The organism is Streptomyces sp. NRRL F-5126 (assembly GCF_000721265.1).
In the GTDB taxonomy this organism is placed as follows: Bacteria; Actinomycetota; Actinomycetes; order Streptomycetales; family Streptomycetaceae; genus Streptomyces.
Genome location: NZ_JOFZ01000016.1, coordinates 40,542 through 54,519, shown reverse-complemented (window position 1 = coordinate 54,519; position 13,978 = coordinate 40,542). Strand labels below are relative to the sequence as shown.

General features: G+C 75.0%; 11 protein-coding genes. 4 read left to right on the top strand and 7 right to left on the bottom strand.

The window, feature by feature from the left end; genetic code table 11:
* Positions 1-194: 194 nt before the first annotated feature.
* From IH48_RS0130785 to IH48_RS0130765, 5 genes are all read right to left on the bottom strand, one after another.
* Positions 195-1,109 carry a LysR family transcriptional regulator gene (locus IH48_RS0130785; protein WP_030912072.1) on the bottom strand — a complete coding sequence of 305 codons (915 nt, stop codon included), beginning with the start codon at positions 1,107-1,109 and terminating at the stop codon, positions 195-197.
* A gap of 51 nt (positions 1,110-1,160) precedes the next feature.
* Positions 1,161-2,354, bottom strand: a complete 1,194-nt coding sequence (locus tag IH48_RS0130780) for a glycine C-acetyltransferase (RefSeq protein ID WP_030912068.1) — start codon at positions 2,352-2,354, stop codon at positions 1,161-1,163.
* Between the two features lie 25 nt (positions 2,355-2,379).
* Positions 2,380-3,408, bottom strand: coding sequence for an L-threonine 3-dehydrogenase (tdh, locus tag IH48_RS0130775; protein WP_030912065.1), 1,029 nt, complete (start codon positions 3,406-3,408; stop codon positions 2,380-2,382).
* A gap of 112 nt (positions 3,409-3,520) precedes the next feature.
* Positions 3,521-4,480, bottom strand: a complete 960-nt coding sequence (locus IH48_RS0130770; protein WP_030912062.1) for a DMT family transporter — start codon at positions 4,478-4,480, stop codon at positions 3,521-3,523.
* A complete protein-coding gene (locus IH48_RS0130765) occupies positions 4,477-5,229 on the bottom strand; it encodes a phosphatase PAP2 family protein (protein WP_051840909.1) in 753 nt (250 codons plus the stop codon). The genes IH48_RS0130770 and IH48_RS0130765 overlap by 4 nt, the downstream gene beginning before the upstream one ends.
* Positions 5,230-5,614: 385 nt before the next feature.
* Between IH48_RS0130765 and IH48_RS0130760 the strand changes: the two genes are divergently transcribed.
* From IH48_RS0130760 to IH48_RS0130745, 4 genes are all read left to right on the top strand, one after another.
* Positions 5,615-6,217 (top strand): TetR/AcrR family transcriptional regulator, encoded by a 603-nt coding sequence (locus IH48_RS0130760; RefSeq protein WP_030912054.1) that lies wholly within the window; start codon positions 5,615-5,617, stop codon positions 6,215-6,217.
* Positions 6,218-6,436: 219 nt separating this feature from the next.
* The gene (locus IH48_RS0130755; protein WP_030912051.1) at positions 6,437-7,225 is read left to right on the top strand and encodes an IclR family transcriptional regulator domain-containing protein; all 789 of its coding nucleotides are present in this window, start codon (positions 6,437-6,439) and stop codon (positions 7,223-7,225) included.
* A 109-nt stretch (positions 7,226-7,334) separates the two neighbouring features.
* The gene (locus IH48_RS0130750) at positions 7,335-8,225 is read left to right on the top strand and encodes a helix-turn-helix transcriptional regulator (protein WP_078850160.1); all 891 of its coding nucleotides are present in this window, start codon (positions 7,335-7,337) and stop codon (positions 8,223-8,225) included.
* Positions 8,226-9,020: 795 nt separating this feature from the next.
* The gene (locus IH48_RS0130745; protein WP_030912046.1) at positions 9,021-10,280 is read left to right on the top strand and encodes a D-alanyl-D-alanine carboxypeptidase family protein; all 1,260 of its coding nucleotides are present in this window, start codon (positions 9,021-9,023) and stop codon (positions 10,278-10,280) included.
* On the opposite strand, the gene IH48_RS0130740 is transcribed toward IH48_RS0130745, so the two are convergent.
* Both IH48_RS0130740 and IH48_RS0130735 read right to left on the bottom strand, forming a co-directional pair.
* Positions 10,224-11,120, bottom strand: a complete 897-nt coding sequence (locus IH48_RS0130740; RefSeq protein ID WP_051840906.1) for a pentapeptide repeat-containing protein — start codon at positions 11,118-11,120, stop codon at positions 10,224-10,226. The two genes, IH48_RS0130745 and IH48_RS0130740, sit on opposite strands and share 57 nt — an antisense overlap.
* Positions 11,121-11,149: 29 nt before the next feature.
* Positions 11,150-13,843: an AAA family ATPase gene (locus IH48_RS0130735; protein WP_030912039.1), complete on the bottom strand. Its 2,694-nt coding sequence runs from the start codon at positions 13,841-13,843 to the stop codon at positions 11,150-11,152.
* Between the last annotated feature and the right edge of the window lie 135 nt (positions 13,844-13,978).

Here is a 13,978-nt window from a genome sequence, read left to right as displayed (position 1 = left end):
CCCGGGCTCGCACCGCTCGGCCTCCGGTCGGGAGGCCGGGCTACCGCGCCGGGCGGCGGCGCAGGCCCCCCACGGCACTCCGGGCGCACAGCCGCCCTGAAGCGGCACGAGCCGTTGAGCCGGCCCGCTCGCCCACGGGGGCCGACGGTGGCCCGCCCGGCAGCTCGCGGTCGCGGTGTGCGCCGGACGGCCGCTCAGCCCGTCGTCAGTCCGTCCGCCGCCGCGTTCAGGGCCGCCAGCACCGGGGCGATCAGGGGGTGCGTCTCGGCGCCCCTGCGCACCGCCGCGAAGACGCGGCGCGTGGCGCGCGGGCCGGCGACCGGGCGTACCACCGCGCCCTTCAGTTCCATGCCGCGAAGCGCTGAGCGCGGTACCAGCGCGACGCCCGCGCCCGCGCCCGCCAGCGCGGCCACCGCGTGGAAGTCGTCCGAGGCGTGCACGAGCCGTGGCGCGAACCCGGCACGCTCGCAGGCGAGTTGCGTGACCTCGTAGCACGGGTTGCCCGGATGCTGCCCGATCCAGTCGTCGGCGGCGAGCGACGCGAGCTCGACCTCCGGGTGCGGCGAGAGGCGGTGGCCGTCCGGCAGGACCGCGTCGAACGGCTCCGCGTACAGCGCCACGCGCGACAGCCGTACGTCGTCCTCGCGCGGCGCGCCCCGGTACTCGACCGCGACCGCCACGTCCGCCTCGCCGTCGAGCACCATCGGCAGGCTCTCGTCGCCCTCCGCGTCACGCACCCGTACCCGTATGCCGGCGTGCGCGGTGGCCAGGCCGCGCACGGCGGGCGCGACGACCTCGGCGATGCCCGTCGCGAAGGACGCCACGGTGACCTCGCCGGCCGCGCCGCCCGCGTAAGCGGCGAGTTCCGCCTCCGCGCGCTCCAGCTGCGCGAGTACCGCGTTGGCGTGGGTCAGCAGGATCTCGCCCGCGGCGGTCAGCCGCACCCCGCGCCCGCTGCGGGTCAGCAGGGCGTGCCCGGTCTCCTGCTCCAGCGCGGCGAGCTGCTGGGAGACGGCGGAGGGCGTCAGGTACAGCGCGGCGGCCGCGGCGGTCACCGTGCGGTGGTCCGCCACGGCCCGCAGGACGCGCAGGCGCTTGGGGTCGATCACTCCCCCATTTTCGCAGGGCGGCGCGGGAGCGCCGGGATGGGCGGCGCCGGGTCAGCCGTGCAGGGCGGCCCGCGCGTCCGCGAACGCCGACACCGCGCGCTCCACGTCTTGCGTCGAGTGCGCCGCGGACAGCTGCACCCTGATGCGCGCCTTGCCCATCGGCACCACCGGGTACGAGAACCCGATCACGTAAACCCCGCGCTCGAGCAGCAGCTCGGCCATCCGGCCCGCCTCGGCGGCGTCGCCGATCATCACCGGGGTGATGGGGTGGTCGCCGGGGAGGATCTCGAACCCCTCCTCGGACATCCGCCGGCGGAAGAGCGCCGTGTTGGCCCTGAGCCGCTCGCGCAGGTCGCCGGCGGTCTCCAGCAGGTCGAGGACCTTGATGGACGCGGCGGCGATCGTCGGCGCGAGCGAGTTGGAGAAGAGGTACGGGCGTGAGCGCTGGCGCAGCAGCGCGACGATCTCCGCACGCGCGGCCACATAGCCGCCCGACGCGCCGCCCAGCGCCTTGCCGAGCGTGCCGGTGATGATGTCCACGCGGTCCATGACCCCGTGCAGCTCGGGCGTGCCGCGGCCGCCATCGCCGACGAAGCCGACCGCGTGCGAGTCGTCGACCATGACCATGGCGTCGTAGCGCTCCGCGAGGTCGCAGATCTCCCGCAGGGGGGCCACGTACCCGTCCATGGAGAACACGCCGTCGGTCACGATCAGGCGGCGGCGCGCCTCTTGCGTCTCCTTGAGCCTGGCCTCGAGCTCGGCCATGTCCCGGTTGGCGTAGCGGTGCCTGGCGGCCTTGGACAGCCGGATGCCGTCGATGATGCTGGCGTGGTTGAGCGCGTCGGAGATGACGGCGTCCTGCGCGTCGAGGAGGGTCTCGAAGACGCCGCCGTTCGCGTCGAAGCAGGACGAGTAGAGGATCGCGTCCTCCTGGCCGAGGAAGGCCGAGAGGCGGGCCTCCAGGTCCTTGTGGATCTCCTGGGTGCCGCAGATGAACCGTACGGACGCCATGCCGTAGCCCCAGCGGTCGAGCGCGTCCTTGGCCGCGGCGAGCACGTCGGGGTGGTCGGCGAGGCCGAGGTAGTTGTTGGCGCAGAAGTTGAGCACCTCGGCGCCGGACCCGTCGGCGCCGACGGCGACCGACGCGCTCTGCGGGCTGGTGATCACCCGCTCCGGCTTGAAGAGTCCTGCCTCGCGGATCTCGTCGAGGGTGGCGCGCAGGTCGTCCCGTACAGACGCGAACATGTGATGGGCTCCCGAGGTCGGTCGTTCAGTCGTTCCAGTTGAGGATGATCTTGCCGCTGCGTGCGGTGGCGGCCTCGTCGAACGCGGCGTCGTAGTCCTCGTACCCGTAGTTCCCGGTGATCACGGGGCCCAGGTCGAGGCCGCCCTCGATCAGCACCTGCATCGCGTACCAGGTCTCGAACATCTCGCGGCCGTAGATGCCCTTGATCGTGATCATGTGCTGGACGATCTTGGACCAGTCGACGGCGAACTCGTCGGCGGGCAGGCCGAGCATGGCGATCCGGCCGCCGTGCGTCATGTTGTCCAGCATGTCGCGCACGGCCTCGGGCCTGCCGGACATCTCCAGGCCGATGTCGAAGCCCTCCTTGAGCCCGAGCTGCTCCTGCGCGTCCGCGATGGTGTGCCGGGAGACGTCGAGGGCGAGCGAGACGCCGACCTTCCGGGCGATCTCGAGGCGCTCGGGGCTCACGTCGGTGATGACGACGTTGCGCGCGCCGGCGTGCTTGACCACCGCGGCGGCCATGATGCCGATCGGGCCGGCACCGGTGATCAGCACGTCCTCGTTGAGCGAGGGGAAGCTGAGCGCGGTGTGCACAGCGTTGCCGAAGGGGTCGAAGATGGCGGCGACGTCCAGGTCGACCTTGGTGCGGTGCACCCAGACGTTGGTGGCCGGCAGCACGACGTACTCGGCGAACGCGCCGTCGCGGCCGACCCCGAGGCCCACGGTGTTGCGGCACAGGTGGCGGCGGCCCGCGAGGCAGTTGCGGCACTTGCCGCACACCAGGTGGCCCTCGCCGCTGACGAGGTCACCCACGGCGACGTCGGCCACGTCGCCGCCCACCGCCGCGACCTCGCCCACGAACTCGTGGCCGATGACCAGGGGTGTGGCGATGGCCTGCTGGGCCCAGCCGTCCCACGCCCTGATGTGCAGGTCGGTGCCGCAGATGCCGGTGCGCAGGACCTTGATCAGCACGTCCCCCGGTCCGTGCTCGGGCTCCGGCACGTCCATGAGCCGCAGCCCTGGCTCGGCGGTCTGCTTCACGAGTGCCTTCATCGGCGGGGCTCCCGGCGGTGGCGAGATGGATGATCGTGTTTCGCCACCAATCTCGCCTCAGTGGGGCTCCGGCGTCCATCGAGGATTTCTTAACCGGGCCCTCAGGCAAGCTTCACGCGCGCTCCGCACGGTGCTTCTCGGGCTGCGCCGGAACCGAGTGCATGGCGCTCGCGCCCGGCCGTCCGCCGCCACCGCGCGGCGCGTTGTCGCTGCTCGGCCGCCGTGCGGGGCGGGCCGAGCGTGCCAGCAGGACCACGCCGCGCGCGGCGAGCACCGATCCGGCGGCGGCCGCCGCGATCCCGAGCGGACCCCCCTGGATCCGTTCGCCCAGCAGGATGAGTCCGATCGCGGACGCGGCGACCGGATTGGCGAGGGTGAGCAGCGCCAGCGGTGCGCCGAGCCCGCCCCGGTAGGCGGCCTGGGCGAGGAGGAGGCCGCCCACCGCGAAGACCGCCACGAGGGCGACGACGATCGCGCTCCCCCATCCGGGCATGCCGCCGTCGCCCGTGAGGGTGACGGTGACGGTCTGGGCCAGCGCGGACGCGACGCCGGAGGCGAGGCCGGACGCGATCGCGTGCCGCAAACCCGGTCGCGCGCCGGGCAGCGAGAACACGAGGAGCGCACAGAGCGCGGCCGCCGTGGCCGAGACGCCGGCCGCCTGCGGCAGCGAGAGTGCTTCGGCGGGGCCGCCGCCGGCGGCCGCGAGCAGGATCGCCGCGAGCCCGGCGAGCGTGTACGCGGTGCCCGCCCACTCCCCCCTGGTGACCCTGCGCCCCGCGCGGTACGCGCCGAGCGGCACGGCGGCGACGAGGGTCAGCGCCCCGAGCGGCTGCACGACGGTGAGCGGCCCGCACGTGAGTGCGGCGACGTGCAGCAGGGCGCCCCCGCCGTTCAGGGCGACGGCCGACCACCACGCCCCGTGCCGCAGCAGCGCGAGCAGGTCGCCACCGCGGCCGGTGCCCGGCCGGTGCTCGCCGCGCGCGGCGAGCCGCTCCTGCGCCACGGCGGCGACGGCGTAGGCGACGGCGGAGACCAGGGAGAGGCCGACGGCGGCCCACGTGCCCCCCGTCACCGGCGATCACCGGCCGGCTGCCGCGACCGCGGCTCGCGGCGCCCGTGCGTGCGACCGCGCGCGACGAGCCTGGTGCCTCGTGGGGCGGTGCCCGGCGGGCGCAGGAAGGCGAGGGCCACGGCCACGAGCGCCGCGGCGACGAGGGTGTCGAGCCAGTAGTGGTTGGCGGTGGCGATGATCACGAACAGGGTGACCAGGGGGTGCAGCAGCCACAGCCACCGCCCGCGCGCCCGGGTCGCGGCGATCAGCCCGAGTGCCAGCACGAGCGCCCAGCCGAAGTGCAGGGACGGCATGGCGGCGAACTGGTTCTCCAGTCCGTCGGCCGCGGGATCGGAGCCGTACACGGAGGGGCCGTACACACGGGCGGTGTCGACGAGCCCGGTCAGCGCGAGCATGCGGGGCGGGGCGAGCGGCACCAGCAGGTGCAGGACGAGCGCGCCGCCGGTGACGGCCGTCAGCACGCGCCGCGCCCACACGTAGTGGCGCGGCCTGCGCCAGTAGAGCCAGGCCAGGAAGAGGATCGTGGCGGGAAAGTGCACGGCCGCGTAATAGGTGTTGGCGATGTGCACGAGCGTGTCGCCGTGCAGCAGCAGGTGCTGGATCCCCGCCTCGCTCGGCAGGTGGACGTCGCGCTCCAGGTGCCAGACGGAGCGCGCGTTGTCCATCGCCTCGCCCGTGCGGCCGCGTGCGAGCTGCCTGCCGAGCTTGTACAGGAGGAACAGCGCGACGACGAGCCCCAGTTCACGCATCAGCGGCGGGCGCGGCGAACGCGCCGGGCCGCCGCCCCCGGGTATTCGCCCGGCGGCGGGTCCATCGGGGACGGACGCGTCGTCGCGGGTGCGTCGTGCGGGGGTGAGCCTGCGACGCAGGTCGGGACCAGTCCGGGCGTTCATTGACCCGACCCCTTCGCGTGGCACGGCACGGCGTCGACGTCGTGGTGCGATGGCGGCTCGGCACACACTCGCGCCAGAAGCCCTTATCGATACGCCAGTGTACCGATACGCCGTCGTATCGGTACACTGGCGTATCGATGTCGCAAGCGTTTTCGATCACACGTCCAGGCGGGGCACGCGCCACGCTGGGAGCACGGGCCCGTCGGTGGTCCGTGGTCGCCTCGTGCGGAAGGGAGAGACGATGACGTCAACGTCGAGCCGCTCCAAGATCACACCCGAGCGCGAGATGGAGTTCTATGCCGCCGCGCTCGACCTGCTCAGGGAGGGCGGGTACGAGGCGCTGACCATGGAGGGCATCGCCGCGCGCACCAAGTGCGGCAAGTCGACGCTCTACCGGCAGTGGCGGTCCAAGCCGCAGCTCGTCTGCGCGGCCCTGCGCGGCACGCGGTGCGTGACGCTCTCACAGATCGACACCGGCACGCTCACCGGCGACCTGCGCGCCGTGGCCCGCGCCACCAGCGCCAACGCCCGCCGGGACACCGCGCTGACGCAGGCGCTCGTGCACGCGGCCAAGCAGAACCCCGAGCTGGCGAAGGCGCTGCGCGAGAACCTGATCGAGCCCGAGGTGGCGAAGATCGACGCGATGGTGCGCAGGGCCGTGGACCGCGGCGAGGTCGCGGCGGACAACCCGGCGATCGAGTTCGTGGCGGTGCAGCTGTTCGGCGTGATGCGCGCAGCGCTGCTGCTGCACGGATCCCACGCGGACGAGGCGTACATGACGCGCTTCGTCGAGGCGGCGGTCCTGCCCGCGCTCGGCGTCACGGCCACGCCTTCCGGCCCCTGAGGGGCCGGTCACGAGACGGCGGCAGGACCCCCGAGCGGAGGGTTCCGCCGCCTGGCGCCGCACCGTGGGGACGGGGGCGGCGCACCCACCGGCCGGTGGGCCCCCGCGACCAGGGGGCCCACCGGCACGCGGGCGGCGGTGGCGGCCTGCGAGAATCGGCCGTGCCCCGCGCCCGCCACCACGGCGGGCCACGCCCGGGCCGGACCACGGAGGCGAGAGATGAGCGGCGCGCCGGAGCGCGAACCCCACTTCGTCCGGTCCTTCGAACGCGGCCTGGCCGTGATCCGGGCGTTCGACGCCGACCATCCCGAGCTGACGCTCAGCGAGGTGGCACGCGCCTGCGACCTGACGAGAGCGGCCGCACGCCGCTTCCTGCTGACGCTGGCCGACTTGGGCTACGTGCACACCAACGGGCGCACCTTCCGGCTCAGCCCGCGCGTGCTGGAGCTCGGATACGCGTACCTGTCCAGCTTCTCCCTGCCTCAGATCGCCCAGCCGCACCTGGAGCGGCTGGTGGCGGAGGTACACGAGTCGTCCTCGCTGTGCGTGCTGGACGGCGACGACGTCGTGTACGTGGCACGGGTGCCGGTCAGCCGGATCATGACGGCGTCCATCACGGTCGGCACGCGCTTCCCCGCATACGCGACCTCTGTGGGGCGTGTGATGATCGCGCACCTGCCGGAGGACCGGATCGAGGAGATCGTGCGGCGCAGCCGGCCCGCGGCGCTCACCGGGCGCACCATCGCCTCGTCCGAACTCCTGCGGGCCGAGCTGGACGTGATCAGGGATCAGGGGTACGCGATCGTGGACCAGGAACTGGAGCCGGGGTTGCGCTCCGTCGCGGCGCCGGTCCGCGACGGCGCCGGGGTGGTCGTGGCAGCGGTGAACATCCCCGTGCACGCGAGCCGCAATTCGATCGAGTCCGTCCGCGAGGACCTGCTGCCGCACCTGCTGGCGACGGTCGCCCGCATCGAGAAGGACCTGCGGGTGGCGGCGCCCCGCTCCTGACCGGCCGGCCCCGCCGCCTGCGCCCTCACGCTGCGTGACGCCGGCCGCGCTCCGTGGTCGGGGAGCCCGACGCCGCGCACGGCCGGGCTCCCCCGCCGATACTGGGGCCATGACCCGACATGGAGAGCTGGGCGCGGCGCTTCATCGCTGGCGTGACCGGATATCACCCGCCGAGGGCGGGCTGCTGGAGGGCGGCCCCGAGGATCCGGGCATGGGGCGTACGGAGCTGGCGCGACTGACCGGACTGTCCGTCGACTACATCACCCGTCTGGAGCAGGGCAGGGCCACCACACCCTCGTCGCAGGTGCTCGCCTCGCTGGCCCGGGCACTGCGGCTGGACGACGTCGAGCGCCGCCACCTGTTCCTGCTCGCGGGACACGCACCGCCGGCCACGGATCGCGTACCGCGCAGGGTGCCGCCGAGCGTGCGGCGCATGCTGGACGGCATGGCCGGCACGGCCGTGGGCGTGCACGACGCCGCGTGGTCGCTCGTCACCTTCAACCCCCTGTGGGCCGCGCTCCTCGGCGACCCGTCGAAGTCCGCGGCGAGCCCGTGCCGCAACGTCGCCTGGCGCCACTTCACGGAGGCGCCGAGCCGTGTCACCCGTACACCTGAGCAGGCGGCCAGGTTCGAGATGGCGCTCATCGCGGACCTGCGTGCGGCGGCGGCCCGCTACCCCACGGACGTGGACCTGCGCGCGCTCGTGGCGGAGCTGCGGCGGGCGAGCGGCCGGTTCACCGAGCTGTGGACGTCCCGCCTGACCGGGTCGCACGAGAGCGAGTCGGTCACGGTCCACCACCCTGACGTCGGACCCGTCACCGTCGACTACGACATCATCACGGTGCCGGGGTGCGACCTGCGTGTCATCGCCCAGTCGGCACCTCCCGGCAGCCGCGCCGCCGAGGCGTTCGACCTGCTGGGAGCATGGTCGGACGGGCCGGTCCCGCTCACCGTCGCGGGCTGGGACGAGGGCCGCGAGCAGGAGCCCGCCGGCGTGTGACGGCGAGGTACGCCGAACACCGGGGCGCGGTCCGCCGCAACAGGCGGGCCGCGCCTTCGCGTATGCGCGGCACGCGCACCGCCGCGCCGGGGTACGCGCTGGGCCCCTCACCGGCCGGAGCCGGGCGCAGCGCCCTGCCGCGTGAGCGCGGGACCCATCCCCGCAGCGTCCCGAGCACCCCGGCCGCGTGCGTTCGGGCGCACACGGGCGACGGGCCGGAAACCCCGCGTAGGGCCGGGGCCCGGTCACGCGAGAGCCTGATCGCCTCCCCGCCCGGGCGCACACGACGCAAGGGCACCGGACCCGCGGTACCACGTGCCGCCACACGCGCCGCTACCGCGGGCGAGGATCACCGCCACGTCGGACCAGGGGCCGCCTCGCGGCGATCCGTGCGCCCGCCGCCGCGTGCGTCGAGCCTGGCCGCCCCCCGCGTGGAGACCAGGCGCACCGCCGCACGAGAGCCTGATCGCCTCCCCGCCCCCGGCGGACACCACGCGTGGGCGCCTGACCCGCAGCACCACGTGCCGCCGCACGCACCGCTCCCGCGGGCGACGATCACCCGGGCGCCGCCTCGCAGCGGCCCGTGCATCGGGCCAGGCCGCACCCCCGCATGACGACCGGGCGCCCCACCACGCGAGAGCCTGCTCGCAACCACGCCCCGGGAGGCGCGCTGCGGTGGGGCCGCCTTGTGGCCGGGCCGCAGGCCCGTGTCGCGCGGCGTCCCCGCGAGTGTGCGTACCTCCGGTCGGCGCACGTGGCCATGCGCGCCCGGCCGGGCGTTCTTACCGTGGCTGAATGTTCATCAGATCCGCGACGCGCTCCGCGCTCACCGGTACGGCCGCGCTTGCCGCAGGCCTGCTCGTGCTCCTGCCCGGGTCCGCCCGGGCGGCCGTACCCGCGCGGTCCGCTCCCGCCCTCGCCGTGTCCCCGCCCGCCCAGCCGCGGGCCGATCCCCTACCGCCCGCGCCCGCTCCCCCCTACGTCGACAGTTCGGCCCTCTACGACAGCGGCACGCAGGCGAAGCCCGCGCCGGGCACACCCGCGCCGCCCGGCGACATCTCCGCGCTGTCCTGGCTGGTCGCGGACGCCGACACGGGCGACGTGCTCGCCGCCGACAACGCGCACCGCAAGCTGCCGCCCGCGTCGACGCTGAAGACGCTGTTCGCCCTCACCGTGATGCCCCATCTGTCCGCCTCCTCACGGCGCACCGTCACCCAGGCCGACCTGTCCGGCATCGATCCGGGCGCCAGCATGGTGGGCATCGTGCCGGGCGAGTCGTACCAGGTGCCCGACCTGTGGCGGGGGGTGTTCCTCAGCTCGGGCAGCGACGCGGTGCACGCGCTGGCGGCCATGAACGGCGGCTGGGACGCCACCGTCACCCAGATGCAGCGGGAGGCGAAGCGGCTCGGCGCGCGGGACACACACGTGGTGTCCTGTGACGGGTACGACCATCCCGGCCAGGTCTCGTCGGCGTTCGACCTCGCCGTCTTCGGCCGCGCCGGCCTCAGCAACCCGCAGTTCGCCGCGTACGCGTCCACCCGCGACGCACAGTTCCCCGGCAAGCCGGGCGAGACCTTCGGCATCCAGAACACCAACCGGCTGCTCAGCGGCGCGCACGGCGTGCAGACCTACCCGGGCATGATCGGTGTCAAGAACGGCTACACCACGCACGCCGGCAACACGCTGATCGCGGCCGCGCGGCACGGCGACAGGACGATCCTGGTGACCGTGATGAACCCGCAGTCGGGCGAGTCGGAAGCCGTCTACAACGAGGCGCGCGAGCTCCTCGACTGGGGCTTCGAGGCCGACGGGCACGCCACCCCGGTGGGCTCGCTCAGGCCCCCGCCGCGCGTGCAGGCGGCGGGCGCCGACGGCACGCGAAGTGCCCACGGCGCGGCGCCCGCGGCCCGGCACGGACGCGTGGCGGAGGCGTCAGGCGCGGGCGGCTCCTCCGGGTTCCTGCTCCCGATGGCGCTGATCGGCGCGGCGGCCCTCGCGTCAGGCGGGCTGTTCGCGCTGCGGCGGGTCAGCAGGCGGCGCAGGACGGCCGGCTGACGCACCGGCGGCCGGCCAGTGGGCGGGGCGGACGAGGGAGGGCGGCAGCGCGGTGGCGCCGTCGCCCTTCGCCGATTCCAGCTGGGCCTGGGTCAGGAACAGCGCGCCCCTCAGGTCCGCGCCCGCCAGGTCGGCGTCCCTGAGGTCGGCGCCGATCAGATCCGCGCACCTCAGATCGGCGGCGCGCAGGTCCGCGGCGATCAGGCGGGCGCCGCGCAGGTCCGCACCCCGCAGATCCGCGCGCACGAGCCGGGCGCCGAACAGGTCCGCGCCCCTGCGGCTCCTCGTCCCGCGGCCCTTGGCGCGCGGGGCATCCGCGCGCACGAGCGCGCTCGCGCGATCGAGCAGCGGGGCCACGACCTGCCCGCGGTGCCCGGCGACGTCCGTGGCGAGCAGCGTGTCCGCGTCAGCGAGCGTGAGGCGCTCCGTCTGCTCGTACGCGCGGGTCAGCTCGGCGCGCAGCGGGCGCGTGCCGGGCAGCGACAGCGCCTCGGCGAGGTAGTACAGCAGTTCCTGGAGCTGCCGCATGACGGGAAGCGCGGCGAACATGGCGGGCGCCGTTTCCGGGGCCCGGCGCCAGTCCGTACCACCGAAGGTGTGGCGGGAGACCTTCTGGCCCGCGCCGAAGCAGTCGTAGACGGCGCAGCCCGCGTAACCGCGCCGCCGCAGTTCGCGGTGGACGCCGCAGCCGAAGTCGGCGCCGAGGTGGCGGCAGGGTTCGCCCGCGTCCTTGTCGGCCGGGAACCCGGCCACGGCCGAGAAGGACAGCGCGACGCAGCACAGGCCGAAGCAGGAGGCGCAGTCGGCGCGCAGACCGGGGTCGTCGGAGGCGGCAGGCACCTGGGCGAGTCTACGGCCTGGCGGCCCGGTCAGTGCCGCAGCCGGGTCGACTCCAGCGCCCTGTTCGCCCGTGCGGCCAGGCCGTCGGCGCCGCACCCGACCGCGAGGTCGTGGCCGAGGGAGAGTTCGGCGGTGAATCCGGTTGCGATGCCGTACTCGACCCGCGCACGCGCCAGTTCGTACCCGGAGGGCGAGGCCTCCAGGTGGTCCACCGCCCGCTCCAGCAGCCCGGTGCGCTCCCGCCCCTGCCGCAGCGACGCCGCGCACACCAGCGCCTCGCCCATGGCGGTCCTGGTACCGAGCCGCGCGGCCTCGTGCTGTACGTACCCGGCGAGCTCGGCTGCCCTCGCGGGGTCGGTGACGGCGAGTGCGCGGGCCAGGTCGAGCGCCCAGGGCCCGGCGACGATGTTGTGCCTGCCGCGCCCCGTGAGCGCGCGTCCCGCGGCCTCCAGCTCGTCGACCGCCTGCTCGGTGCGGCCGAGGGCGAGCAGCAGCCTGCCGTGCACGCACGCGCCGTCGGGCAGCAGCATCGTCGCCGGGTACGGCGGCCCGAAGCCGTAGCGCTCGGCGCACGCGGCGGCGCGCTCGACGTGGCCGCGGGCGAGCAGAGTGTCGACGAGCACGCAGACGGCTTGCGCGCGCACCGGCAGGAGGTCGCCGACTCCGTCGGCGAGCCGTACGCCTTCCCGCAGGTAGCCCTCGGCCTCGGCGAGGCGGCCGCGCCTGCGGTGCGTCAGGCCCATCATGGCGTGCGCGAACGCGAGGTGCCCGCCGCTCCAGCCGGAGAGCTCGAAGTCGCGCAGGGCCTCGGTGAACAGTGCCTCGGCCCGGTCGAGCCGGTCGGTGAGGACGTACGCGAGACCGAGCAGCGCGGGCACCTCGAAGCCCCACTCGGTGTCGGTCCAGTGCAGCCCGGGCGCCGGCCCGCCACCGACGAGGGCGCGCTCCGCTGTGCGGACGCTCAGCGCGGCGCTCTCGCCGCGCACCGCGGCGTCGAAGGCGCGCAGCGTCAGCAGGACGCGCTTTGTGCTCCCCTCTCCCGTCAGGTGCACGGTGGCGTCGGCGAGTCGCCGGGAGCGCTGCGGGCCCTGCGCCTCCCCTGCCTGCAAGCCCTCCCAGAGGAAGCGGACCGCGGTGTACCGGTCCCGCAGCGGCCCCGGTGGGCACAGTTCGGCCTCGGCGGCGAGCATCGCCGCCGCCTCGGCGCCGCGGTCGGTGTGTGCCAGGACCTGCGCGAGTTTGAGTACGGCTTTGACACGGTCGCCGCCGGCGAGCCCCGGGCCCTCCAAGGCGTCGCGCAGGTGGCCGACCGTGGTGGCGGGCGCGGTCAGGAGCGTTGCGCAGCCGAGTTCGTAGAGCACCGCGGCGCGTTCCGCCGCCGGCGGCGGCTCGTCCAGCGCGCGCCGCAGGCAGCGGCGTGCCGCGTCGGGCGCGCCGACGGCGAGGTGCTCGGCCGCCGCCTCACGCAGCTGCCTGACGAGCTCGTGGTCGCCGTCCGGGTGCACTTCGAGCAGGTGCGGCGCGGCGGCGGCCGCTCCCCCGCCACCACGGGTGATGACCCAAGCGGCCCTGCCGTGCAGGGCGGTGCGGGTGGCCGGCGGGATCGCCCGGTAGACAGCGCTCGCGATCAGCGGGTGGACGAATTCCAGCGGGTCGGTGCCGACGAGTATGCGTGCCGCGCGCAGCCGCTCGGCACACCCTTCCGCATCGGCGCCGCCCATGCCGGCGACCGCCATGGCGGTCGCGAGGTGGATGCCGGTGCCGAGGACCGCCGCGGCGCGGGCGAACTGGATGGTGGGGGTGCCGAGTTCCGCCAGGCGCCGCACGAGTCCGCTGCCGCGGGTCGACGCGCCGAGCCCCCGCAGCGCGGCGGCCGACGCCCCGACGGGGTCCATGCCGCTGTCGCGTGCGCGTACGAGGAGCTCGACCGCCTCGTACGCGTTGCCGCCGGTGACGGCCCACACCTCGTGGCAGAACGCCGCGTCGGCGCGCGGTCCGAGCACGGTCCTCGCGAGCCGCGCGGTGGCGTCCGCGGTGAGGGGTTTGAGGGTGCCGACGAGCCGCGCGGACTCGCCGATGGTTGCCAGCAGTTCGGCCGCGGCGCCGATGGCGTCCTCCGTGCGGTAGGCGACGACGAGGAGGACGGGCAGTCCGGGTCCGGGCGCGCGGGCGAAGGACGCGAGCCAGGCCAGGGTCTCCAGGTCGGCCCACTGCGCGTCGTCGACGAGCAGCAGCAGGGGCCCGTAGGCGTCCGTGAGACCGTGCGTCAGGGCTTCGAGGCCTTCCCTGACCCGGTGGGGGTCGCCGTACTGCGCGCCGGGCGGCGCGACGCCGAGCGCCGGGCCCGCCGCCTCGTACCACTCGCCGAGCAGTTCGCCCGGGCCCGCGGTGAGCGCGGGCTGGAGCAGTTGGCGTGCGACGTGGAAGGGCACCGAGGACAGCGCCTCGCCGCAGCGGGCCGACCACACGACGCAGCGCTCCGCGGCGATCGCCCGGACCTCGGCGAGCAGGGCGGTCTTGCCGAGGCCCGCCGCGCCGCGGTAGACGAGCACGCCGCCCGTGGGCGCGGCGCGCGTGCCCGGGTCCCCGCGGCCGTCCGCGGCGGCCGCCGTGCCCGCGGCGGTTCCCGCGCACAGGGCCCGCACCGCGCGCGCCGCGGCCGCGAGTTCCGGCTCGCGCTCCAGCAGGGGAAGGCCTCGGGAGAGGCCGGGGCCGGCGACCATCCGCTGCGCCCCCTCTCGCTCCGTGCCTCGCCACGCGACGAACCCGTGGCTGCCGAGGTTAGCGCCGGCGCCGTGCGCGGGGCAGCGATCCGGATCGATTCCTGCCCGTGTTCGGCGTGTCGATCCCGCGATGAA

Bases quoted from the DNA above. Each gene is read 5' to 3' on its own strand.
- IH48_RS0130780 (WP_030912068.1), bottom strand. From the start codon at position 2,354: ATGTTCGCGTCTGTACGGGACGACCTGCGCGCCACCCTCGACGAGATC.
- tdh (WP_030912065.1), bottom strand. From the start codon at position 3,408: ATGAAGGCACTCGTGAAGCAGACCGCCGAGCCAGGGCTGCGGCTCATG.
- IH48_RS0130765 (WP_051840909.1), bottom strand. From the start codon at position 5,229: ATGCGTGAACTGGGGCTCGTCGTCGCGCTGTTCCTCCTGTACAAGCTC.
- IH48_RS0130760 (WP_030912054.1), top strand. From the start codon at position 5,615: ATGACGTCAACGTCGAGCCGCTCCAAGATCACACCCGAGCGCGAGATG.
- IH48_RS0130755 (WP_030912051.1), top strand. From the start codon at position 6,437: ATGAGCGGCGCGCCGGAGCGCGAACCCCACTTCGTCCGGTCCTTCGAA.
- IH48_RS0130750 (WP_078850160.1), top strand. From the start codon at position 7,335: ATGACCCGACATGGAGAGCTGGGCGCGGCGCTTCATCGCTGGCGTGAC.
- IH48_RS0130745 (WP_030912046.1), top strand. From the start codon at position 9,021: ATGTTCATCAGATCCGCGACGCGCTCCGCGCTCACCGGTACGGCCGCG.
- IH48_RS0130735 (WP_030912039.1), bottom strand. From the start codon at position 13,843: ATGGTCGCCGGCCCCGGCCTCTCCCGAGGCCTTCCCCTGCTGGAGCGC.